The organism is Micromonospora sp. MP36, assembly GCF_008119785.1.
In the GTDB taxonomy this organism is placed as follows: domain Bacteria; phylum Actinomycetota; class Actinomycetes; order Mycobacteriales; family Micromonosporaceae; genus Micromonospora.
This window is the reverse complement of sequence record NZ_VSFA01000005.1, coordinates 51,735-73,405: the sequence shown is the minus strand read 5'-3', so window position 1 is coordinate 73,405 and position 21,671 is coordinate 51,735. Positions and strand designations below refer to the sequence as shown.

Below are 21,671 nucleotides of genomic sequence, written 5' to 3'. Positions count from 1 at the left end.
CAGTCCTCCGGACTCGGGTCGGTGGGGGCGGTGACTCCAGCCTTCCTGTCCGGCCCGGCCGGCTCAAACCATTTACGGGCGGCCGGTCACGTCTGGGCGACCCGGCGGACGATGCCCAGCAGGGCCTCCTGCACGTCCTCGATCGGGCGGTCGGGCTGGAAGACCAGCCAGTCCACGGCCACCACCAGACCCACCCCGAACAGCGCCGAGCTGGCCGTCCGCACGTCCAGGTCGGCGGGCAGGTCACCGCTGGCCACGCCGGCCCGTACGGTCTCCGCGATCACCTCGATCGCCTCGCCGCGCAGCAGCCGCAGGGTCTGCTGCCACTCCCGGTTGGTGCGCCACATCTCGGAGAGCAGGAGCTGGGCGAAGGCCCGGTAACGGCGGATGTACTCCAGCTCGGCGCGGACCAGCGCGGCGAGCGCCTCGCGGGGCGGCAGCCCGTCGACCGCGGCGCGGAAGTCGGCGGTGAGCAGGCCGATGCCGTGCCGCAGCAACTCCTCGAAGAGGACCGTCTTGGACTCGAAGTTGTAGTAGACGGTCCCCTTCGCCACCCCGGCCCGGGCGGCGATGTCGTCCACGGTGGTGGCGGAGAAGCCCTGCTCGGCGATGAGCTCCACCGCCGCCACGAAGAGGCGCTGGCGGGTGTCCCCCCGCCGGCGCGACCGTCCGTCCGTCACTCGCCCTCCCCGTCGACCCGTCCGTACGCCGCAGCGACCCGCGCCGGGGCCGGGCGCGGCTGCCGTGCGGCCCACGAGCATCCTCACATGGCAAGTTCGGGGTGCAGCTTGGCCGGGGTGAGCCGGCGGGACCGGCGGGCCGCGCCGACGGTGAGCGCCAGCGCGCCCGCCCCGAAGGCGACCAGCGCCAGCGCCCCGGTTACCACCGGCCCGGCCGGGCCGCCGTTGATGGTGTGCCGCAGCCCGGCCACCACGTACGTCATCGGCAGCCAGGGGTGGATCGCCTGGAAGAAGCCGGGCGAGGTCTGCACCGGGTAGGTGCCGCCGGAGGAGGTGAGCTGCAGCATCAGCAGTGCGAGCGCGGCGAGCCGGCCGGCCGGGCCGAGCGCCACGCCGAGCAGCTGCATGATCGCGGTGAACGCCAGCGAGGCCAGCGCGAGCAGGCCCAGCGTCGCCGGCCCGTGCTGCGGGTCGAGGCCGAGCACCAGGGTGACCACGGTGAACAGCACCGCGGACTGGGCCAGGCCGATCGCCGCGGCGGGCAGCCAGCCGGCGAGGGCGACCCGCCAGCCGGGCGCGCCGGACATCACGTGCCGCCGGTTGACCGGCCGCAGCAGCATGTACGTGATCATCGCGCCGACCCAGAGCGCCAGGGCGAGGAAGTAGGGGGCGAAGCCCACCCCGTACGAGCCGGCCGGGTGGTGCGAGCTGCGGATCAGGCCGACCGGGTCGCCGAGGATGCCGGAGCGGGTGTCCGCGTCGTGGTATCCGGGCAGCTTCCGCTCGCCGGCCGCCAGCCCGTCGGCGAGCTCGCCGGCGCCGCCTTCCAGCTTGGTCAACCCGTCGGCGAGCCGGTTGCTGCCGCTGCTGAGCTGGGCCAGGCCGCCGTCGAGCTGCCGGGCGCCGGTGGCGAGCCGGTAGAGCCCGCCGCGGAGCTGGTCGGCCCCGTCCGCGGCGCTGCCCAGCCCGTCGCGGAGCTTGGCGCTGCCCTGAGCCAGCGTGTTGAGCCCGCTGGCGAGCTGGTCGACCTGGGCGCGGGCGCTGGCGACGTCGTCGGCCAGGTGCGGCGCGGCGGCGGCGACCTCCTGGGCGGTCTGCGCCACCTCGGTCATCTGCTTCTTGAGCGCGGCCAGGTCGGTCTGGTCGAGCGCGGCCGTCATGGCGCGGGCCGCGGTGACCGCCCGCCCGGCGGCCTGCCGGGCGGCGACCAGGTTCGGGTCGTCGGCCAGCTCAGGGTGTGCCTTGACCACCGCGTCGAGGCGGTCGCGGACCTGCTCCGCCTGGGTCACCACCTCGTCGGCCCTGGCCGGCAGCGCGTCCAGGCCGTCGGCGAGCGCCTGCGCGCCCTCCGCGACCAGGGTGGCGGCCCGCTGGATGTCGGCGGCGTTCTTACGCAGCAGCGGCTCGTACCGGTCGGCGGCGGCGTCCACCTTCGCCGCGGCGGCGCGGGTCTCGGTGGCCGCCCGGCTGGTGCCGTCGGCGATCTGCGCCGCGCCGGTGTAGAGCTGGTCGAGGCCGCTCGCGAGCTGGTCGGCGCCCTGCACGGACCGGTTGAGGCCGCCCGCGAGCTGCCCGGCGCCGTCCTCGGCGGTGCCCAGTCCGTCGGCGAGTTGCCCGGCCCCCTGCTGCGAGGTGCCGAGCCCGTCGTGGAGCTTCCCGGCCCCGTCGGCGGCCCGGCCGGTCTCGGCCTTCGCGTCGGTGAAACCGATCAGCATCTTGTCGAAGTACGACGCGGCGGTGCTCTCCGCGGCGGCGGCCCGGATCTCGCTGAAGGCGGAGCGGGCGAGCAGCCCGGACAGGTAGTTGGTGGCGTCGTCGTTGACCACCTTCAGTTCGCCTCGCCGGGCGGGTCGGTCGGGCTCGGGGGTGGCGACGAGGGTGGCGGAGAAGTCGGCGGGGATCGAGAAGACCAGGTGGTACCGCCCGTCGCGCAGCCCTTCGGTCGCGTCGGCCTGGTCGGTCACCGTCCAGCCGAAGACCTTTCGGTCCAGCAGTTCGTCGGTGAGGTCCCGGCCGGCGTGCACCTCGCTGCCGTCGCTGGCCTTGGCCGGCTGGTCGGCGTTGACCAGGGCGACCGGGATCCGGTCGAGGTTCCCGTACGGGTCCCAGAAGGCGTAGAGGTAGAGGGCGCCGTAGAGCAGCGGGATGACGGTGAGGACGGCGAGCGCGGCGCGCGGCAGCCGGCCCCGGGTCATCCGGCGCAGCTCGAAGAGCGCGAGTCGAACGACGCTCATGCGTTCACCTCGGGGGTCTGGTCCCGGTCGACGGCGGCGCGCGGCGCGACCAGGGCGGGGGTGGGGAGGGACGGGTCGCCGATCCGGTGCACGATCGCGGTGGCGACCGGCTCGACGGCCCGGGCGCTGGCGATCACCGCGTACCCCTGATCGGCGAGCCGGGCCAGCGCGGCCCAGAGCCACTCCCGCTCGGGGGCGTCGGAGCCGGCGTCCACGTCGTCGGCGACGATCAGGTTCGGGCCGCTCAGGCTGGCCAGCACCAGGCCGAGCACCTGCCGCTCGACGGGGGTGAGGTCCCGGCCGTACCGGTCGGGGTCGAGGGGGGCGTCGGTGAGGCCGGCGCCGGCGATCGCGGCGGCGAAGGCGTCCCGGCGGTACGCGCGCCGGGCCCGCACCGCGGCGACCGGAACGAGTTGCCGGCGGCGGCGCGGCACCGGCCCGAGCAGCAGCAGCCGCTCCTGGATGTGTTCGGCCACGGTCAGCGTCGGGTCGGGCTCGTGCACCCCGGCGACCTGCCCGAGCGCGGCAGGCCCTTGGCGGCGCAGCTCCCCCTCGCTGTACGGGAAGCGCCCGGCCAGGGTGAGCAGCAGCGAGGTACGCCCGCTGCCCGGCGGACCGGTCACCGCGTGCAGCTCTCCCGCCTCGGCGGTGAGGTCGACGTCCCGGTACACCCAGCCGCGGCGGGTCCGCAGCCCGAGCCCGCTGGCCTCGACGATCTTCATCGCCCCGTCCCGAAATATAAACTGACTGGTCAGTGCAAAAACATGCCCAGCATAGCGCTGGCTGTCCGGTTCGGCGCAATTCGGAGCGGCGTGATCCCGGCCATGCCGGGTTGGCAGGGCCACTTGCTATGGAAGGGCCCCTTCGTTACACCTCAGAAGAGCACGGTGGCGAGCGTGCCCACCGGGCGGAATCCGCAGCGCTCGTAGACTCGCCGGGCGGGCAGGTTGAAGTCGTTGACGTAGAGGCTGACCGTGGGGGCGACCCGGATCAGCGCGTCCCGGACCACCGCCGCCATGGCCGCCGTGGCGATCCCCCGGCCCCGCCACTCCGGCGCGACCCAGACCCCCTGCACCTGGGCGGTCCGCCGGGTGACCACGGCCAACTCGGCCTTGAAGATCACCTTGCCGTCCGCGAACCGGGCGTAGGCGCGGCCCGCGCGGACCAGGTCGGCCACCCGCCGCCGGTAGCCGCGCCCGCCGTCCTCGGCCAGCGGCGAGACGCCGACCTCCTCGGTGTACATCGCCACGGCCGCCGGGAAGAGCCGGTCGACCTCGCCGCTGCGCACCCGGCGTACCTCCGGGTCGGCCGCCACGGTGGGCAGGGCGTCCGCGGCCAGCAGCGGCTGGTTGGGGCGTACGTCACGGGCCGGCCCCCAGTAGGCGGAGAGGCGATCCCAGAGTCCGAGCACCGCGTCGGCCCGCCCGACGATCGAGGAGCAGAGCCGCTCCTCGGTGCTCAACTGGTCGGCGAAGGCCGCCACCGCCGGCGGCGTGGCGAGCACCGGCGTGAGGTTGCCGCCCAGCCAACAGATCGACTCCAGGTTGCGGCGGCTGCCATAGCCCAGGATCCGTCCCTCGGCCCGCCACCAGGCCAGCCCGCGGGCGGCCACCCGCTCGGCGACCTGCGCGCCGGCGTACGGATCGAGGTCCAGCAACCGCTCGACCGCGCGGCGCTCCGACTCCCCCAGTTGGCGTACCGGCACCGTCAGCACAGGTACCAGCCTGCCAGATGCACCCCGACACGCGCGGGCTGACCTGCGGACCGTGGCGGGATGTCCGGACCTGGATCGCCGAGCGGCGACTCAGCCGACCGGGACCGGCACGGGGGCCGGCTCGGCCGGGCGGGTCCGCCCGGCCCAGGCCACCACCGGCGGCACCAGCACCCCGAGCAGCAGGAACAGCCCACCGAGCAGCAACCACCCGGGTGCGCCCCAGCCGACCGCCAGGGTGGTCACCACCACCGGTGCCACCATCGAGCCGAGCTGCATGCCCATCCCGTAGGCACCCTGGTACTGGCCCTGCGCGTGTGCCGGGGCGAGGCCGAACGAGATGCCCCAGCCGGCCGCGGCGTGCCACAGTTCGCCCACCACGTGCACCAGTGCCCCGCCGAGCAGCAGCGGCACGGCGACCGCGGTGGGTACGCCGCCACTGGCCGCGAAGAGCGCGCAGGCGACCGCGATGACCGCGCCGGCCCGCCGGGCGGCCCGGCCGGCGCCGGTCAGGTCCTCGGTGCCGCGCGAGGCGCGGACCTGGAAGAGCACCACGACGACCGTGTTGACCAGCAGGCACGCCGAGATGAGCCAGCGCGGGGCGGTGGTGTGCCCGGCGATCCAGAGCGGCAGGGCGATGTTGATCAGCCCGAAGTGCATCGACATCAACCCGTCGAGCACGGTGAAGGCGAGGAACGGGCGGTCCCGCAGGGCGATCAGCCGCGGCCCGTGCGCCGGCGCCGGCACCGGCGGCACGGGTGGCAGCCGGAGCAGCACCGCGGCCGCCACCAGGTACGTGGCGCAGTCGAGCAGGATCAGCGACACGTACGCGGTCCGGGTGTCGGCGGCCAGGGCGACGCCGGCCAGCACCGTGCCGACCGAGATCCCGACGTTGGTGACCGCGCGCAGGTAGGCCCGGGTGCGCACCCGCTGGTCCGGGGGCACCGCGCCGGCGATCAGCGCGCCTCGGGCGCCCCGGGTGGCCGAGTCGGCGACCGCCATCAGCACCCCGACCAGCAGGAATCCGGCGAAGGAGCGGACGGCCACCAGCGCGGCGGTGAATCCGGCGGAGGCGAGCAGCGCGCCGATCTGGAGGCCGCGCGGGCCGAGCCGGTCGGCCAGGTAGCCCATCGGCGTGCTGGCCACCAGGCTCACCAGCGCGGTGACGGTGAGGCCGAGGCCGACCTGGGCCACCGTGAGCCCGACCGAGCGGGTCAGGAAGAGAGCGCTGGCGGTCAGCCAGGTGCCGCGGCCGACGGTGTTGACCAGCGTGGAGAGGGCGAGGATCCGGGACGGGCCCGGTTCGGGAAGCAGAGGCACGCCGACGAGCTTAACAAGACGTACGTACGGTTTGCGGTTCGCCCTCGGAAACGTCTTGTCGCCGATGCGTTGCCGATATATCGTTGATGCATCGGTGATACGACGACAGAAGGAGAGCCCGATGGGTTTCCACCGACGAATGCACGCCATGCACGACGAGATGCGCCGACGCGGCTTCGGCTTCCCGCCGGTCCCGCCCGGCCCGCCGCCGTTCCCGCCCGGGCCGCACGGCCACGGGCACGGCCGGGGCGGACGGGGCCGCGGGCGCGGGCGCCGGCCGAACGTGCGCGGCGCCGTGCTCGCCCTGCTCACCGAGCGGCCGATGCACGGCTACGAGATGATCCAGGAGATCGACTCCCGGACCGGCGGCGCGTGGCGGCCCAGCCCCGGTTCGATCTACCCCACCCTGCAACTGCTCGAGGACGAGGGCGTGATCACCGCCGCCGCCGACTCCGACGGCGGCCGGAAGCGGTTCACCCTCACCGAGCAGGGGCGGGAGGAGGCGGCCGGGGCGGCCCAGACCCCGCCCTGGGCACAGTTCGCCGAGACGACCGTCAACAGCTGGCACGACATCCGCGACGCCGGCCAGCAGGCCATGCACGCGCTGCGCCAGGTGATGATGACCGGCACCGACGACCAGCGGGAACGCGCCGCGCAGGTGCTCGACGAGACCCGCCGCAAGCTGTACGCCATCCTCGCCGAGTCCGAGTGAGCCCGATGCGCGCCCGCCGGCCGGGGTGGCCGCGGGACCGCCACCCCGGCCGGCGCGCCGTCAGCCCGCCCGGCGGGCGGTGACCAGCAGGTACTCCCACCGCATCACCCCGCCCGCGGTGTGCCGCCGGGCGAGTTCGGCGAGGTCGTGGTCCAGGGCGGCGACCCGCTCCGGGTCCCCGGCGATCGCCCGGTACACCGCGATCGTCGGCCCGTAGTGGGCCTTGAAGTAGTCGCGAAACTCCTCGGGGGCGGCGAACCGGTCCACGGTGACCGCCTGGCGCCGCAGCACCAGGTCGGTGACCCGGTCGCCGAGCAGGCCGCGGACGTGGTCCTCGTCGCCCCACAGCGGCGGCGGCTGCGCGCCGGGCGGCGGCGGGGGCGCGTACGGCTTCATGGTGGCGAACAGCTGCCCGATGAAGCCCTCGGGTGTCCAGTTGACCAGGCCGATCGTGCCGCCCGCCCGGCAGACGCGGACCAGCTCGTCGGCGCCGGCCTGGTGCCGGGGCGCGAACATCACGCCCACACAGGACAGCACCCGGTCGAACTCGCCGTCGGCGTACGGCAGCGCCTCGGCGTCGGCCTGCTGCCATTCCAGCGTCACGCCGCGCCGCGCGGCGAGCGCCCGCCCGAGCTCCAGCAGCTCCGGGGTCAGGTCACTGGCCACCACGCTGGCCCCGGCCAGGGCCGCCGGAATGGCCGCGTTGCCGGTCCCGGCCGCCACGTCCAGCACCCGGTCGCCGGGGCCGACGCCGGCCGCCCGGACCAGGTTCTCCCCCAGCTCGGGGATGACCTCGGCGGCGACCGTGGCGTAGCTGCCGAGCGCCCACATCTGCCGGTGCCCGGCCTTCACGGCCCGGTCCCGCTCCCTCGATTCGATCATGGCTGCTCCTCTGCCTCGTCCCTCTGAGCTGGACGGTAGGCAGCGGGAGACCGGTGCCCTAGTACGAGATGTGTACCGGTCCCGACAGGTTCCTGGTCCGGCCGCCGGGCCCGGCGTACCGTCCCCGCCATGGGGGCCTCCTACCACCAGTTCTGCCCCGTCGCGAAGGCCATGGAGCTGCTCGACGAGCGGTGGACGCTGCTCGTGATCCGGGAACTGGTGAGCGGGTCCGAGCGCTTCAACGAGCTGCGCCGGGGCCTGCCGCGGATGTCGCCCACCCTGCTCTCCCGGCGGCTGCACCAGCTCGTCCGGGCCGGCGTCGTGGAGCGGCACGTCGACGGCGGCGACGTGCGCTACGTCCCGACCCAGGCCGGACGCGAACTGCGGCCGGTGCTCGAGGCCCTCGGCGCCTGGGGCGTGCGCTGGATCGGTGAGCTGGGCGACGCGGACCTGGACCCGAAGCTGCTGCTGTGGGACATGCACCGGCACGTCGACCACGCCGCCGTGCCGGCGGGGCGGACGGTCGTGCACTTCCGCTTCCGGGACATGCCCACGGACCTACGGGCCTGGTGGCTGGTCATCGCCGCCGGGGAGGCCGACGTCTGCGACGTGGACCCCGGGCACGAGGTGTCCGTGACGGTGACCGCGAGCCTGCGCGCCCTGGTGCAGGTCTGGCTGGGCGACCTGGGCTGGCCCGAGGCGCTACGCACCGGCGCGGTGCAGGTGGCCGGGCCGGTGGCGCTCCGCCGGGCCCTGCCCCGGTGGTTCACCCTCTCCGAGTTCGCCGCCGTCCCCCGGCCGGTGGCGCGGGCCTGAGACGACGCGTGCGGCCGCCCCGGCGGGGACGGCCGCACGTCGTCGGCGATGCGGTGGTCAGTGCACGGTGACCGTGGCGCCGGGCACCAGGTCCCGCAGCTCCTCGGGGATCTCGGCGCCCATCTCGTCGGCGAGCCGCAGCGCCTCCTCGATCAGCGTCTCCACGATCTGCGCCTCGGGGACGGTCTTGATGACCTGGCCCTTGACGAAGATCTGGCCCTTGCCGTTGCCGGAGGCGACGCCGAGGTCGGCCTCGCGGGCCTCGCCCGGGCCGTTCACCACGCAGCCCATGACCGCGACGCGCAGCGGCACCGGCAGACCCTCCAGGCCGGCGGTGACCTCCTCGGCCAGCTTGTAGACGTCGACCTGGGCCCGGCCGCAGGACGGGCAGGAGACGATCTCCAGGCCCCGCTCGCGCAGGCCCAGCGACTCTAGGATCGCGGCGCCGACCTTGATCTCCTCCACCGGCGGGGCGGAGAGCGAGACCCGGATCGTGTCGCCGATGCCCTCGGCCAGCAGCGCACCGAACGCGACCGCCGACTTGATGGTGCCCTGGAACGCCGGGCCGGCCTCGGTGACGCCCAGGTGCAGCGGGTAGTCGCACTTCTCGGCGAGCTGCCGGTAGGCCCGGATCATCACCACCGGGTCGTTGTGCTTGACCGAGATCTTGATGTCCCGGAAGCCGTGCTCCTCGAAGAGCGAGCACTCCCAGAGCGCCGACTCGACCAGCGCCTCGGCGGTGGCCTTGCCGTACTTGGCGAGAAGCCGCTTGTCCAGCGAGCCGGCGTTCACGCCGATCCGGATCGGCACGCCCGCGTCGCCGGCGGCCTTGGCGATCTCCTTGACCTTGTCGTCGAACTGCCGGATGTTGCCCGGGTTCACCCGCACCGCCGCGCAGCCGGCGTCGATTGCGGCGAAGACGTACTTCGGCTGGAAGTGGATGTCGGCGATCACCGGGATCTGCGACTTCTTCGCGATCGCCGGCAGCGCCTCGACGTCGTCCTGGGACGGCACGGCGACCCGGACGATCTGGCAGCCGGCCGCGGTGAGCTCGGCGATCTGCTGCAGCGTCGCGTTGACGTCGGCGGTCAGGGTGGTGGTCATCGACTGCACGGAGACCGGCGCGCCCCCACCCACCGGCACCGGGCCGACCATGATCTGGCGGCTGGCCCGACGCGGGGCGAGCGGCGGCGGCGGTACGGGCGGCATACCGAGACTGACAGCGGTCACTTCAGGCACTCACCTTGAGAAAAGCGTGATCGGGTTGAAGATGTCCGCGGTGACGGTCAGCAGCGTGAACGCGCCACCGATGAGGATCACCGCGTACGTGATGGGCATGAGTTTGAGGTAGTCGACGCGACCCGGGTCGGGGCGGCCCAGCCCGGCGAAGATCCACGACCGGACCCGCTCGAACCAGGCGATGATGATGTGGCCGCCGTCCAGCGGCAGCAACGGCAGCAGGTTGAACACGCCGATGAAGAAGTTCAGGCCGATGAAGAGGCTGACGAACAGCTCCCAGGCGTCGTGCTGCACCGCCTCACCACCGAGCCGGGTGGCGCCGACGACGCTGATCGGGGTGTCGACGTCCCGCTCGCCGCCGGTGACCGCGGTCCACAGGGCCGGCACCTTCTCCGGGATCCGCTTCATCGACTCGAACGTGCCGACGGCGAGGTCGCCCGTGTAGTGGGCGGTCTCCCCGATCGCGTCGACCGGGCCGTACTTGACCATGAGCGGGACGCCCGGCGGCGGCACCGGACCGGCGACGCCGAGCGCGGAGACGGTCACCGGGGCGGCGTCCGGCTTGTCGATCGGGGTGCGCTGCACGGCGGCCAGGTCGGCCTTGGTCTCGCCGGTCACCCCGTCCCGCTCGTACGTGATGGTGGCCGGGCCGACCGGCAGCTCACGGATCTTCTTGACCAGGTCGGCGTAGGTCGGCACGGCCGTCCCGTTCACCGCGACGATCCGGTCGTTGTCCCGCAGGCCGGCCTGCCGGGCCGGGCTGGCCGGGTCACCGGGCTTGCACTCGCGCTGCTCGTTCGCGGTGACCACACAGTCGGTGACCTTGACATACGCGGCGAGCGGCTTGCCCTGCAACGCCGGGTTCGGCAGGCCCATGAAGATCGCCGCGAGCCAGATCGCGACCAGCGCCAGCGCGAAATGGGTGATGGAGCCCGCAGACATGACGATCGTCCGCTTCCACACCGGGTACCGCCACATGGCGCGCGGCTGGTCGGCCGGCTCGACGTCGTCGTCCTGCGGGGTCATCCCGACGATCTTGCAGAAGCCGCCGAGCGGAATGCCCTTGATGCCGTACTCGGTCTCGCCCCGCTTGAACGACCACAGCGTCGGGCCGAAGCCCACGAAGTATCGGGTGACCTTCATCCCGAAAGCCTTGGCGGTGAGCATGTGCCCCGCCTCGTGCAGGCTCACCGAGATGAGGATCGCGAGAGCGAAGAGCACCATCCCGAGCAGGTATGCCATCAAGCTCCTTCCACCGACCCGAAGATGATCTCCTGGGCGTACCCCCGTGCCCACGACTCGGCGGCGAGCACGTCCTCGACGGTACCTGGTTCGGCGAAATCGGGAGCGTCCTCCAGCACACGCTGGAGGGTGTCGACGATGCCGAGAAACGGCAGCCGCCCGGCGACGAACGCCGCCACACACTCCTCGTTCGCCGCGTTGTAGATCGCCGGCCGGCAGCGCCCGGCCTGCCCGGCCGCCTTGGCCAGGGCGACCGCCGGGAAGGCGGCGTCGTCGAGCGGGAAGAACTCCCAGCTGTGCGCCCTGGTCCAGTCGACCGCGGCGGCGGCGCCCGGCACCCGGTCCGGCCAGCCCAGGCCGAGCGCGATGGGCAGCCGCATGTCCGGCGGGCTGGCCTGGGCGAGGGTGGAACCGTCGGTGAACTCGACCATCGAGTGGATCACCGACTGCGGGTGCACCATCACCTCGATGTCGGCGTACGGCACGTCGAACAGCTCGTGCGCCTCGATCACCTCCAGGGCCTTGTTGACCATGGTGGCGGAGTTGATCGTGACGACCGGGCCCATGTTCCAGGTCGGGTGGGCCAGGGCCTGCTCCGGCGTGACCTCGGTCAGCTCGTCCCGCCGCCGGCCCCGGAACGGCCCGCCGCTGGCGGTCACCACGAGCCGGCGTACCTCCCCTCGGGTGCCGCCGCGCAGGCACTGCGCCAGGGCCGAGTGCTCCGAGTCCACCGGGACGATCTGCCCCGGCCGTCGCACCGCGGCCTTCACCAGCGGGCCGCCGGCCACCAGCGACTCCTTGTTGGCCAGCGCGAGGGTACGCCCGGCGCGCAGCGCGGCCAGGGTCGGCGCGAGCCCGAGCGAGCCGACCACCCCGTTGAGCACCACGTCGCAGGGCCACCCGGCCAGCTCGGTCATCGCGTCCGGGCCGGCCACGATCTTGGGCAGCTTGAAGTCGCCGGTGGCCCAGCCGCGCCGGCTGGCCTCGGTGTAGAAGGCGAGCTGGAGATCCTGGGCGGCGGACGCCTTCGCCACGCCGACCACCTCGACGCCCAACTCCAGAGCCTGCGCGGCGAGCAGATCCACGTTGCCGCCACCGGCGCCGAGTGCGACCACCCGGAACCGGTCCGGGTTGCGCCGGACGATGTCGATGGCCTGGGTACCGATCGAGCCGGTCGAGCCGAGCAGAACAAGGTCGCGGGGAGAACTCACCCGCCCATTCTTCCCCAGCGCCGCTGAGCGTCGGCTGGGAGCCTCAGTTTGCGTCGTCCGGTCCCTCGACCGGGGACTCCTCGTCCTCGATCGGGGACTCCTCGTCGAGGAGATCGGCCGGATCGACCGAGAACTCGAACGGCTGCTTCATGACGAAGGTGCTACCGGCCGCGGCGGCGGCGAGCGGGCGGTACTCCCCCTCCGCCAGCTCATAAAGCGCCATCGCGGGGACCCGGTTACGCAGGTCGACCCGGAGGAAGAAGGGGACGCCGGCGGCGGCGTACTCGCGGGGCCGGTCGATCACGTCCTTGCACCGGTTGCCCGGCGACACGATCTCACCGAGCAGCACCGCCTGCCGGATGTCGACGGCGGACCGGCCACCGCCGGAGGACCGGAGCACCGCGATGTCCGGGATGAAGAGGTCCTTGCCCGAGACCAGGTTGATCTCCGGATAGACCCACAGCCCGGCCCTGCGGGCGGCCCGGTGCAGCAGGTAGGGCAGTTCACGCTCGACCGACTGGTGGTCGATTCCCGCATGTGGTGTCACGATCACGCTTCCGCTCAGGACCTCGACCTTGGGGCCGTTGGTCTCCGGCAACAGCTCAAGAGCGAGTTGGGCGGTCCACGGCTCGTCGTGCCAGCGCAGCACGTCGAACGACGGCTCCCCGTGCTGCGGCGCCGGCTCCGACGCGAAAGCGGCCTGGGCCATCGGACTCACCCCCTCAGCGGACATCGTGCTACCCACCACCCTAGTCGCGCCGCCCCGCACCCGGCCGGATCGCACAGCCTGTGCGCCAGCAGTTCCCAGGGCACCGGCGGGCGTACTGAAGTTGGCGCGACATGTGACGCAGCCTGCGCGAGAAGCCGCTCAGTCCGGCCGGCGAGGACGAAGGTCTCCAGGTCGACGCCGCCGTACCAGTCGGTGCGGACGCCGAGGTAGGTCATGCCGAGCCGGCGGGCCACCGCCATCGACGGTTCGTTGCCCGCCATCACCACCGCGTAGACCTGCCGGGTGCCGGTGGCGAACTCCCGGTCCAGCACGACCCGGGCCGCCTCGGTGGCGTAGCCGTAGCCCTGCGAGTCGGGGTGCAGGTGCCAGCCCACCTCGATGTCGTCGGTCGGCGTGACCCCGTCCCGCCCGGGCAGCGGTTTCAACAGGACGCTACCGGCCGCCCGGCCGGCCTCGCGCGGCTCGATCGCCCAAATCCCCCACCGGCCCGCGTACTCGTCGTAGCGCTCCCGCCAGCCGCGTACCCGCTCCGCCGCCTCGGCCGGGTCGGTCATCCGCCCCTTGCCCCCGCCCAGCCAGCGCATCACCTCGTCCCGCGAGTAGATGTCGTAGATCCGGGCCAGGTCGTCGGGCGCGTCGGTCCAGTCGCGGACCACCAGCCGGTCGGTCGAGGCGATCATCATGCCGAGGCATCGTAATGCGCGCCGGCGAGGACCGGGACGGGCTCCGCCGCCTCGTGGATGCCGTAGCGGCGGTGGATCCGGGCCAGCGGGCCGGGCGCCCACCAGTTCCAGCGGCCGAGCAGACGCATGGTGGCCGGCACCAGCAGGGCCCGGACCAGGGTCGCGTCGACCACGATCGCGACGATCATGCCGACCCCGATCAGCTTGATGTACGACATGCCGCCGGTGGTGAAGCCGGCCACCACGATGATCAGCAGCAGCGCGGCGGCGGTGATGATCCGCCCGGTGCGCTGGAGGCCGCCGGCCACCGCGGTCGTGTTGTCGCCCGTGCGGTCCCACTCCTCCCGCACGCGGGAGAGCAGGAACACCTCGTAGTCGGTGGCCAGCCCGAAGAGCACCGCGAGCATGAGGATCGGGTTGCTCGGCTCGATGAAGCCGGTCGGGGTGAAGCCGAGCAGGTCGGCCAGGTGGCCGTCCTGGAAGATCCAGACCACCACGCCGAACGACGCGCCGATCGAGAGCAGGTTCATCAGCACCGCCTTGACCGGCAGCACCACCGAGCCGAAGGCGAGGAAGAGCAGCACCAGCGTGGCGGCGGCCATCAGCAGCGCCATCCAGGGCAGCCGGTCGCCGAGGCTGTCCAGCAGGTCCCGGTCGGCGCCGGGCCGCCCGCCGACCAGCACCTCGGCCCCGGCCGGGCCGGGCAGGTCGCGCAGGTCGCGGACTACCCGCTGGGCGGTGTCGCCGGTCGGCTCACCGGGGTAGCTCACCGAGAGCAGCGTGCTCTGCCCCCGCTGGGCGGCGACCTGCACCCCGGTCACCCCGGGCACCGCCGCGATCCGGTCGGCGAAGCCGCGCGCCGCCTGGGCCGGCGCCCCGGAGACCAGCACGTCGATCGGCGCGACCTGGCCGCCGGGGAACTCGGCGGCGATCCGTTCGGAGACCACCCGGGGCGCGGCGTCCGCCGGCAGCACCCGCTCGTCGAAGCCGCCGAAGGTGATCCGCAGGAACGGCGTGGCCAGCACGGCGAGCACCACCGCGACCCCGACCAGGTAGCGCACCGGGCGGCGCATCACGCTCCGCGCGATCCGGGCCCAGGCGCCGCCCGCGCCGGCCTCCGCCGGCCCGGCGCGCCGCGCCCCACGCCACCTCGGCCGGGGTACGCGCACCGCGTCGATCCGGCGCCCGAGCACCGCGAGCAGGGCCGGCAGCACGGTCAACGCGGCCAGCATGGCGACCAGGACGGCGGCCACGCCACCGAGCCCCATCGAGCGGAGGAAGGCCTGCGGGAAGATCAGCAGGCTGGCCAGGGCCAGGGCGACGGTGAGCCCGGAGACCAGCACCGTCCGGCCGGCGGTGGCCATGGTGCGGCGGATCGCCTCGCCGGTGTCGTGCCCGGCGGCGAGTTCCTCGCGGAACCGGCTGACCACGAAGAGGGCGTAGTCGACGGCCATGCCGAGACCGATCAGCGTGATGATGTTGATGGCGAAGATCGACACGTCGGTGAACAGGTTGACCAGGCGTACCGCGACGAAGGCGCCCAGGATGGCCAGCCCGCCGATGAGCAGCGGGGTGGTGGCGGCGACCAGTCCGCCGAAGATCAGCACGAGGAGCACCAGCAGCACCGGCATGGAGAGCGTCTCGGCGCGGGTGATGTCCTCGGTGGTCTGCGTGTTGGCGTAGTGCTGGAAGGCGACCGCGCCGCCGACCTCGGTACGCAGCCCGGGTGCGTCCAGTGCGGAGCGCAGCGCCTCGAACTGCCCGGCCCGCGCGTCGTCGTCCGCCCCGGTGAGCCGGATGAGGGCGTAGGTGGCCCGCCGGTCGGTGGCGACCAGCGCCGGGGCGGGGCTGTCGTACCAGGTGGTCACGCTGGTCACCTCGGGCCGCCCGCGCAACCCGGCCACCGTGGCGTTGACCGGGTCGCGGAAGGCCGGCTGGTCGACCGTGGCCGTGTCGCTGGACCAGAGCACGATCACGTCGGCGCCCTGCCGGCCCAGTTCGCTGGTGATCCGCGCGGCGGTCCGGCTGGTCTCGCTGGCCGGGTCCTCGAAACCGCCCCCGGTCAGCTCGCCGAAAACCCCGGCGCCCCAGGTGGCGCCGACCACCACGAGCGCCGCGGCGGCGGTCAGCACCGCCCACCGAGCGCGTACGACCACCCGCCCCCACCAGGCGAACATCGCCTTCCCCCTCACCAAACCGTTAAGGTCGTATCCGGTAAGCACGCATCATTTGAGTGAACGCCGTTTACTATGTCAACGGCGTTCGCTCCGGTCAAGGGGGCTGACGGATGACCGCACCCACCCGGCGGGAACGCCTGCGTACGGCGACCCTGTCCGAGATCAAGGACGGGGCACGGCGACTGCTGGTGACCGGCGGGATCGAGGCGGTCTCGCTGCGGGCGATCGCCCGGGACATGGGCATGACCGCCCCGGCGATCTACCGGTACTTCCCCAGCCTCGAAGCGCTGGTCGTCGGGCTCGCCGGTGACCTGTACGACGAGCTGCGCCAGGAGGTCGAGGCGGCCCGGGACAGGTCCGGTCCCGACCCGGCCGGGCAGCTCCTCGAGATGTGCCGAGCCCTGCGGCGCTGGGCCGTGGGGCACCCCGCCGAGTTCACCCTGATCTTCGGCAACCCGGTCCCCGGGATGATCGAGTTCGCCGACGGGTGCGGCGACCCGGACCACCCCGGGGCGCGCCTCGGCGCGGTCTTCCTCACCCCGTTCGTGGAACTCACCCGGGGCCGGCCGCTGCCCACCCCACCGGCGGAGCTGCTCCAGGAACGGCTCGGCGGGCACCTCGCCCCGCTGGCGGCCAACCACGGCCCGCTGCCGATCGACGTCGCGTACGCCTTCCTGTCCGCCTGGACCCGGCTCTACGGCCTGGTCGCCATGGAGGTCTTCGGCCACCTCGGCTGGGCGGTCGACGAGCCGGAGGCGCTCTTCGAGACCGAGTTGATCAGCCAGCTCCGCCAGTTCCGCCCGGCCGAACCCGGCGACGCCCTCCCCGAGGGAGGCGCGCGCCACTAGGCTGCCCGAGCATGAGCGAGCGCATCGAGCGAATCATCTGGCGCAGTGCCGTGGAGCCTCATGCGGCCACCGAGCGGAGCGAGGCGGCCGCATGAGCGAGAGTGAGCTGCCGTCCCGCGCCGACGTCGTCGTGGTCGGCTCCGGCCACAACGGTCTGGTCTCGGCCATCCTGCTGGCCCGCGCCGGCCTCGACGTGCTGGTCCTGGAGGCGGCCGAGGTGATCGGCGGGGCCACCCGGACGGAGAGCCCGTTCCCCAAGGTGCCCGGCCTGCGCCACTCCACCGGCTCGTACCTGCTCGGGTTGATGCCGCCGGAGCTGCTCGCCACGCTCGACGTCAGCATCCCGGTGCTGCGCCGCGACCCGCACTACTTCCTGCCCACCCCGGGCGGGCTCGGCGCGCCGTACCTCCTCTTCGGCAGCGACGCCGCGGCGAGCCGGCGGCAGCTCGCGGAGATGTTCTCCCCCGCCGACGCGGCCGCCGACGACGCGCTCCAGGCCGAGCTGGCCCAGCTCCGCGAGGACCTGGCGCCGGCCTGGCTGACCGAGCCGCTACCCGTGGAGGAGACCGCCGAGCGGTACGTCCGACCAGCCCTGCGGCAGGCCTTCGTCGACCTGGTCCGCGGCTCGGTCGCCGACTACCTGGCCCGCTTCGACTTCCACTCCGAGCTGCTGGTCAGCATGTACGCGGTCACCGACGGCCTCTCCGGCCTCAACGCCGGCCCGGACGACCCCGGCACCGGGCACAACTTCCTGGTGCACAACATGTGCCGGCTGCCCGGGTCGGGTGGCACCTGGATGATCGCCCAGGGCGGCATGGGCACCGTCTCCCGGACCTTCGCCGAGGCCGCCCGCGCCGCCGGGGCCCGCATCCGGACCGGTACGCCGGTCACCGGGATCACGCTGGCCGGCGGCGCGGCGTCCGGTGTGGTCCTCGCCGACGGGCGGGAGGTGACCGCCGCGGTGGTGCTCGGGGCCTGCGACCCGTACCGGTTGATTCAGCTGCTGCCCGACGGCGCGCTCCCGGCGCCGCTGGCCGCGCGGATGGCGGCGGTCCGCCGTCCCGGCACCACGCTCAAGCTCAACCTGGCACTGCGCGGCCTGCCCCGGTTCTCCTGCCTGCCGACCGACGCGCCCAACCCGTTCGGCTCCACCATCCACCTACTCCCCGGCTCGGCATCGCTGGTCGGCCAGGGCGGCGAGTCGCCGATGGCCGCGCTGCGCGCCATGTGGGCGGACGTGCAGGCCGGGCGGCTGCCGGAGGAGCCGACCATCGAGTGGTACCTGCACACCACGGTCGACCCGTCGCTGGCCGACGACGCCGGGCACCACTCCTCGGCCCTGTTCGTGCAGTCGGTCCCGTACGAGCTGGCCGGCACCACCTGGGACGAGGCGCTGCCCGGTTACGTCGACAAGCTGGTGGCGGTCTGCGAGCGGTACGCGCCCGGCACCGGCGACCTGATCGCCGACGCGGTGCCGCTGCCCCCGCCCGGCATCGAGGCGCACTTCGGCATCACCGGCGGTCACATCCACCACGTCGACAACACCGTCTCGTTCACCGACCGGATGCCGTACGCCACCGGCGTCGACGGGGTGTACGCGGGCAGTGCCGGCTGCCACCCCGCCGGCAGCGTGATCGGCGCGGCCGGCCACAACGCCGCCCAGCGCATCCTCGCCGACCTGGGCCGCTGAGGTGAGCAGGGGCCTTCAAGGCCCCTGCTCAACGCCAGGCGGGGGTCAGCTGATCGCCTCGCCGGCGGGGGCCGGGGTGTCGGCGTCGGCGCGGTGTGCGCGGATCTTGTGGCCGACGCTGGTCAGGCAGCGGCCGCTGGCCAGGTCGAACCGCCAGCCGTGCAGCTGGCAGGTGAGCTGGTCACCGTCGACGATGCCGAACCGGCTCAGGTCCGCCTTCAGGTGCGGGCAGCGCCGCTGCACCACCCAGCCGTCCAGCGTGATGTCCTCCGCGTCGACGGCCCGCTCGTGCTCGTCGTACCAGCCCTCCGCGTACTGGAGGCGCTCCTCGGACAGGCACTTGAAGAACGCGTAGACGAACTCGTTGTACTGGCCGATCCGGGCCGCCGAGAAGCGGCAGGACAGGAAGAGCGAGTTGACCCAGTCCACCTCGCCGATGTGCAGCAGGTGCTCGATCAGCGCCCGCTCGGTACGGAACCGGTAGCGGACCTTCTCGTCCGCGTAGGGCCGGACCTCCTTGCCCGGGAAGTCCACCACGATGGATTCGACGCTCTCCCCGTCGTAACCGACCAGGTCGAAGCGGACCGGGCCGCCGACGCCCTTGGCCAGGTAGATCGACTCGTCCAGCAGCGGCTCGATCCGGCGCTTCATCTCGCCGAGCACGTCGACCTCGGGGTGCCGCCAGGACAGCTTCTCCGCCTCGATGATCGGGCGCTTGCGCTCCCGCATCTCCTCCAGGTGGGCCACCTTGTTGGCGAAGAACTCGGCCACCGGCACCGGGTGGGTGGTGGTCGCGCCCTCGGTGGTGACCTCGGCGACGCTGCCCGGCAGCAGCACGATGCCGTTGGTGCCGCCGACCTTCGCGTACTCCTCGAGGAAGACCGACTGGTCGGGGAAGATGTTGCCCTCGTCGCCGAAGATGTCGTTGAACTGCCACAGCGTGTCGTCGAGGAAGCAGGGCGGGCCGGCGATCGGGAAGACGTGGTCGGCGTTCAGGTCGTTGATGTAGCGCCAGGTGCGGTCGAACTGCCGGTCCCGCTTCTGCTTGCCGAACGCGGTCTTCGCCGCCTGCGGCAGCTCGTAGACCATCGGGTACCAGATCGCGCCGGAGAACTGCAGCAGGTGCGCGTGCACGTGGCCCAACTCGGCGAAGACGCTCAGGTCGGCCGGGCGGGCGTCGTTCTGGTTGAGCAGCCGCACCCCGTCGTACTCGACCCAGAGCGAGGAGTCGCCGATCGGGCCGTCGGTCGGGCTGGTGAGCGCCTGGATCATGATCTTCAGGCCGCCGGGCAGCTCCACGACCTGCTCGTTCGGCGCCTTGAGGAACTTGGTGAAGCCCAGCGCCCGCAGCTCGTCCTCCATCTCGGAGGTGGGGAACTCGGGCAGCAGGACGGTCGCGTCCTTCGAGATGCGGTCGCGCAGGTGCTTCACGTCGAAGTGGTCCCGGTGCAGGTGCGACACGTAGAGGTAGTCGACCTGACCGAGGGACTCCCAGTCGAGCTGCGAATTGTCCGGGAAAGGGAACCAAGAGGCGAAATAGGCCGGATTGACCCACGGGTCGCACAGGATGCTGCCCGCGGCCGTGTCGATCCGCATGCTGGCATGTCCCGTACCGGTAACTCGCACCGCAGTCCCCCTCGAAAGGCAATCAGGTGTACGTAACGACGCTACCGGAGGCAGTGTGGTCCCCGTCCCGCGACGCCGGTAGAGCCCTTCCGCCCCGTGCGGCGGGTCCACCGGCCCGGGCGGTTCAGCCCCGTACCGGTCCCGTCGGGATGTCCGGATACCGGCGCGCCAGGCGCTCCCACAGCTCCGCGGCGCGCGGCCAGTCCTCCGCTTCCCAGGCCTGCTGCGCCCGCTTGTACAGCTCGCGGTCGTCCTCGCGGGCCATGTGTCCCCCATCAGGTCGGACCCTGCGCCAGCCCCGGTACGGGGCGTGCCAGACTAACCGGAGATCCGATCGCGAGGGAAGGACCGACAGTGGCAGGAAGCGAGCCGGTAACCGCTCCAGATCAGCACAAGCCCGGACACCGCAAGGCCGGCCGGATCGGGGCGGTGCTGTCGGCGGTGGTGCTGGTGATCATGGCGCTCTGCGGCAACCACGAGGGCAAGGTCGAGGACATCTGGCTGCTCGGGATCGCCGCGCTGCTGCTGGCCATCGTGCTCGGCGACGCGGTGCTGCGCCGCAGCGGCCTGCGGTCCTGACCCGGCGCTCGCGCTCGACCGATACGCCCGAGGGCCCGCCCCCAACCGGGGCGGGCCCTCGTCGTCGTCTGCGGATCAGCGGCCGAGCAGGATGTCCTGCACGTCCTTGAGGGCGGCGTCGACCTCGGCCTCGAAGTAGCCGCCCGGCACCAGCCCGAAGCGCAGGGTGTCCAGGTCATTCGGGTTCACCGGCATCGGGTTGCGGCCCTGCATGCCACCGAGCAGGGTCTCGAAGAACCGGTCGACCTGGTCCGGGTCGTACCCGCTGCCGAAGCGGCGCACCTGGAAGCTGCGGCGGATCTGGTCCACCCGGTAGAGCTCACTGCCGGGCGGGCCGGCCATCGGCGGGCCGACCATCGGCGGCCCCGCCACGGGCGGACCGGCCATCGGCGGGCCGGACATCGCCGGGCCACCCCCGAAGCCCTGCTGGGGCACGGGCGGCGGGCCGGCCGGGCCGCGGCCGCGCGGGTCACGCAGGTCCCGGTCAGGCATCCGGATCTCGGCGGTCATGTCGGGGCGGCCGCGCCGGCCGGCCTCGAAACCGTCGAACCGGTCGTCCGGGCCGTACCCGCCGGGGCCTGGGGGCAGCCCACGGGAGGGCGGGCCGCCGTGCCCCATCGGGGCGTTGGGACCCATCGGTCCGGGGCCGGCCGGACCACGCGGGGCGTCGTACCCGCGCGGGCCGTCGTAACCGCCGGCGAAGGCGCCGGTCGGTTCGTCGTAGCGGCCGCCGCCGGTCGGTTCGTCGTAGCGGCCGCCGCCGACGGGCTCGTCGTAGCGGCCGCCCCCGACGGGCTCGTCGTACCGGCCGCCCCCGACGGGCTCGTCGTAGCGGCCGCCCCCGACGGGCTCGTCGTAGCGGCTGCCGTAGCGGTCGGGCGGGCCGGGCTGGGCGGGCATCCCTCGGGGCGGCATCGGCGGCTGCGGCACCGGCGACAGGCCCCGGTCGTCGCGCATCGGCGGGCCGAGCCGGTCAGCCATTCGGGGGTCAGGGACGCGCCCGCCCGGGGTGCCGCCGCGCTCCTCCAGCTCGGCCAACTGCCGCTCCACCCGGTCGAGGTGCAGGTCGACCTGCCACTCGTCGTAGCCGTTGAACCGGACCCGGAAGACGACGTCGTGGACCTCCTGGGAAGCCACGGGCGCGCCGACCGGCTGGCCGGCGAGCGTCGCCTCCACCCGGTCCAGGAAGGCGTCCACCTCGTCGACCTTGTAACCCCGGCGGAGCGCCTTACGCCGGAAACGCTGACCCTGACTCGCCACTATGTCTCCTGGTCTCGTTCGCTACGCCCGG

Annotated in this window: 20 protein-coding genes; 5 read left to right on the top strand and 15 right to left on the bottom strand. The window is 73.3% G+C overall.

Annotation, left to right across the window (positions count from 1 at the left end; genetic code table 11):
* Positions 1-86: 86 nt before the first annotated feature.
* The 5 genes from FXF52_RS07970 to FXF52_RS07950 form a co-directional block, all read right to left on the bottom strand.
* Positions 87-680: a TetR/AcrR family transcriptional regulator gene (locus FXF52_RS07970; protein WP_148794947.1), complete on the bottom strand. Its 594-nt coding sequence runs from the start codon at positions 678-680 to the stop codon at positions 87-89.
* 83 nt (positions 681-763) lie between these two features.
* Positions 764-2,914, bottom strand: coding sequence for a YhgE/Pip family protein (locus tag FXF52_RS07965; RefSeq protein ID WP_148794945.1), 2,151 nt, complete (start codon positions 2,912-2,914; stop codon positions 764-766).
* Complete coding sequence (locus tag FXF52_RS07960; RefSeq protein ID WP_148794943.1) at positions 2,911-3,636, bottom strand: ATP-binding cassette domain-containing protein; 726 nt, start codon at positions 3,634-3,636, stop codon at positions 2,911-2,913. The genes FXF52_RS07965 and FXF52_RS07960 overlap by 4 nt, the downstream gene beginning before the upstream one ends.
* A gap of 152 nt (positions 3,637-3,788) precedes the next feature.
* Entirely contained in the window at positions 3,789-4,628 is an 840-nt protein-coding gene (locus FXF52_RS07955; RefSeq protein ID WP_148794942.1) for a DUF4081 domain-containing GNAT family N-acetyltransferase, read from the bottom strand.
* Positions 4,629-4,718: 90 nt separating this feature from the next.
* The gene (locus FXF52_RS07950; protein ID WP_148794940.1) at positions 4,719-5,945 is read right to left on the bottom strand and encodes an MFS transporter; all 1,227 of its coding nucleotides are present in this window, start codon (positions 5,943-5,945) and stop codon (positions 4,719-4,721) included.
* A gap of 121 nt (positions 5,946-6,066) precedes the next feature.
* On the opposite strand from FXF52_RS07950, the gene FXF52_RS07945 reads away from it, so the two are divergent.
* Positions 6,067-6,657, top strand: a complete 591-nt coding sequence (locus tag FXF52_RS07945) for a PadR family transcriptional regulator (protein WP_148794938.1) — start codon at positions 6,067-6,069, stop codon at positions 6,655-6,657.
* 60 nt (positions 6,658-6,717) lie between these two features.
* Here the strand turns inward: FXF52_RS07945 and FXF52_RS07940 are convergent, their stop codons facing one another.
* Complete coding sequence (locus tag FXF52_RS07940; protein ID WP_148794936.1) at positions 6,718-7,539, bottom strand: class I SAM-dependent methyltransferase; 822 nt, start codon at positions 7,537-7,539, stop codon at positions 6,718-6,720.
* A 129-nt stretch (positions 7,540-7,668) separates the two neighbouring features.
* Here FXF52_RS07940 and FXF52_RS07935 point away from each other — a divergent pair, with 129 nt between their 5' ends.
* A complete protein-coding gene (locus tag FXF52_RS07935) occupies positions 7,669-8,355 on the top strand; it encodes a helix-turn-helix domain-containing protein (RefSeq protein WP_148794934.1) in 687 nt (228 codons plus the stop codon).
* Between the two features lie 57 nt (positions 8,356-8,412).
* On the opposite strand, the gene ispG is transcribed toward FXF52_RS07935, so the two are convergent.
* From ispG to FXF52_RS07905, 6 genes are read right to left on the bottom strand one after another with little or no spacing between them, the layout of a single operon-like run.
* Positions 8,413-9,585: a flavodoxin-dependent (E)-4-hydroxy-3-methylbut-2-enyl-diphosphate synthase gene (gene ispG / locus FXF52_RS07930; protein ID WP_148794932.1), complete on the bottom strand. Its 1,173-nt coding sequence runs from the start codon at positions 9,583-9,585 to the stop codon at positions 8,413-8,415.
* Between the two features lie 9 nt (positions 9,586-9,594).
* A complete protein-coding gene (locus tag FXF52_RS07925; RefSeq protein WP_148794930.1) occupies positions 9,595-10,836 on the bottom strand; it encodes an RIP metalloprotease in 1,242 nt (413 codons plus the stop codon).
* Positions 10,836-12,047, bottom strand: coding sequence for a 1-deoxy-D-xylulose-5-phosphate reductoisomerase (gene dxr, locus FXF52_RS07920; RefSeq protein WP_148794928.1), 1,212 nt, complete (start codon positions 12,045-12,047; stop codon positions 10,836-10,838). The genes FXF52_RS07925 and dxr overlap by 1 nt, the downstream gene beginning before the upstream one ends.
* Positions 12,048-12,090: 43 nt before the next feature.
* A complete protein-coding gene (locus tag FXF52_RS07915; RefSeq protein WP_187413379.1) occupies positions 12,091-12,756 on the bottom strand; it encodes a Uma2 family endonuclease in 666 nt (221 codons plus the stop codon).
* A gap of 5 nt (positions 12,757-12,761) precedes the next feature.
* On the bottom strand, positions 12,762-13,460 hold the full coding sequence (locus tag FXF52_RS07910; protein WP_148794924.1) for a GNAT family N-acetyltransferase: 699 nt from the start codon (positions 13,458-13,460) through the stop codon (positions 12,762-12,764).
* Positions 13,457-15,637, bottom strand: a complete 2,181-nt coding sequence (locus tag FXF52_RS07905; RefSeq protein ID WP_148794922.1) for an efflux RND transporter permease subunit — start codon at positions 15,635-15,637, stop codon at positions 13,457-13,459. The genes FXF52_RS07910 and FXF52_RS07905 overlap by 4 nt, the downstream gene beginning before the upstream one ends.
* Before the next feature lie 110 nt (positions 15,638-15,747).
* Here FXF52_RS07905 and FXF52_RS07900 point away from each other — a divergent pair, with 110 nt between their 5' ends.
* Together FXF52_RS07900 and FXF52_RS07895 are read left to right on the top strand one after the other, a co-directional pair.
* On the top strand, positions 15,748-16,485 hold the full coding sequence (locus FXF52_RS07900) for a TetR/AcrR family transcriptional regulator (RefSeq protein ID WP_148794920.1): 738 nt from the start codon (positions 15,748-15,750) through the stop codon (positions 16,483-16,485).
* Between the two features lie 91 nt (positions 16,486-16,576).
* Positions 16,577-18,175, top strand: coding sequence for an NAD(P)/FAD-dependent oxidoreductase (locus tag FXF52_RS07895; RefSeq protein ID WP_148794918.1), 1,599 nt, complete (start codon positions 16,577-16,579; stop codon positions 18,173-18,175).
* Between the two features lie 45 nt (positions 18,176-18,220).
* Here the strand turns inward: FXF52_RS07895 and FXF52_RS07890 are convergent, their stop codons facing one another.
* Together FXF52_RS07890 and FXF52_RS41540 are read right to left on the bottom strand one after the other, a co-directional pair.
* Positions 18,221-19,801, bottom strand: a complete 1,581-nt coding sequence (locus FXF52_RS07890; protein WP_148794916.1) for a Rieske 2Fe-2S domain-containing protein — start codon at positions 19,799-19,801, stop codon at positions 18,221-18,223.
* 124 nt (positions 19,802-19,925) lie between these two features.
* The gene (locus tag FXF52_RS41540) at positions 19,926-20,066 is read right to left on the bottom strand and encodes a hypothetical protein (protein WP_187413378.1); all 141 of its coding nucleotides are present in this window, start codon (positions 20,064-20,066) and stop codon (positions 19,926-19,928) included.
* Between the two features lie 89 nt (positions 20,067-20,155).
* Between FXF52_RS41540 and FXF52_RS07885 the strand changes: the two genes are divergently transcribed.
* Positions 20,156-20,380, top strand: a complete 225-nt coding sequence (locus FXF52_RS07885) for a DUF2631 domain-containing protein (protein ID WP_148794914.1) — start codon at positions 20,156-20,158, stop codon at positions 20,378-20,380.
* Positions 20,381-20,455: 75 nt separating this feature from the next.
* On the opposite strand, the gene FXF52_RS07880 is transcribed toward FXF52_RS07885, so the two are convergent.
* Complete coding sequence (locus tag FXF52_RS07880) at positions 20,456-21,640, bottom strand: DivIVA domain-containing protein (RefSeq protein WP_148794911.1); 1,185 nt, start codon at positions 21,638-21,640, stop codon at positions 20,456-20,458.
* Positions 21,641-21,671 lie beyond the last annotated feature (31 nt).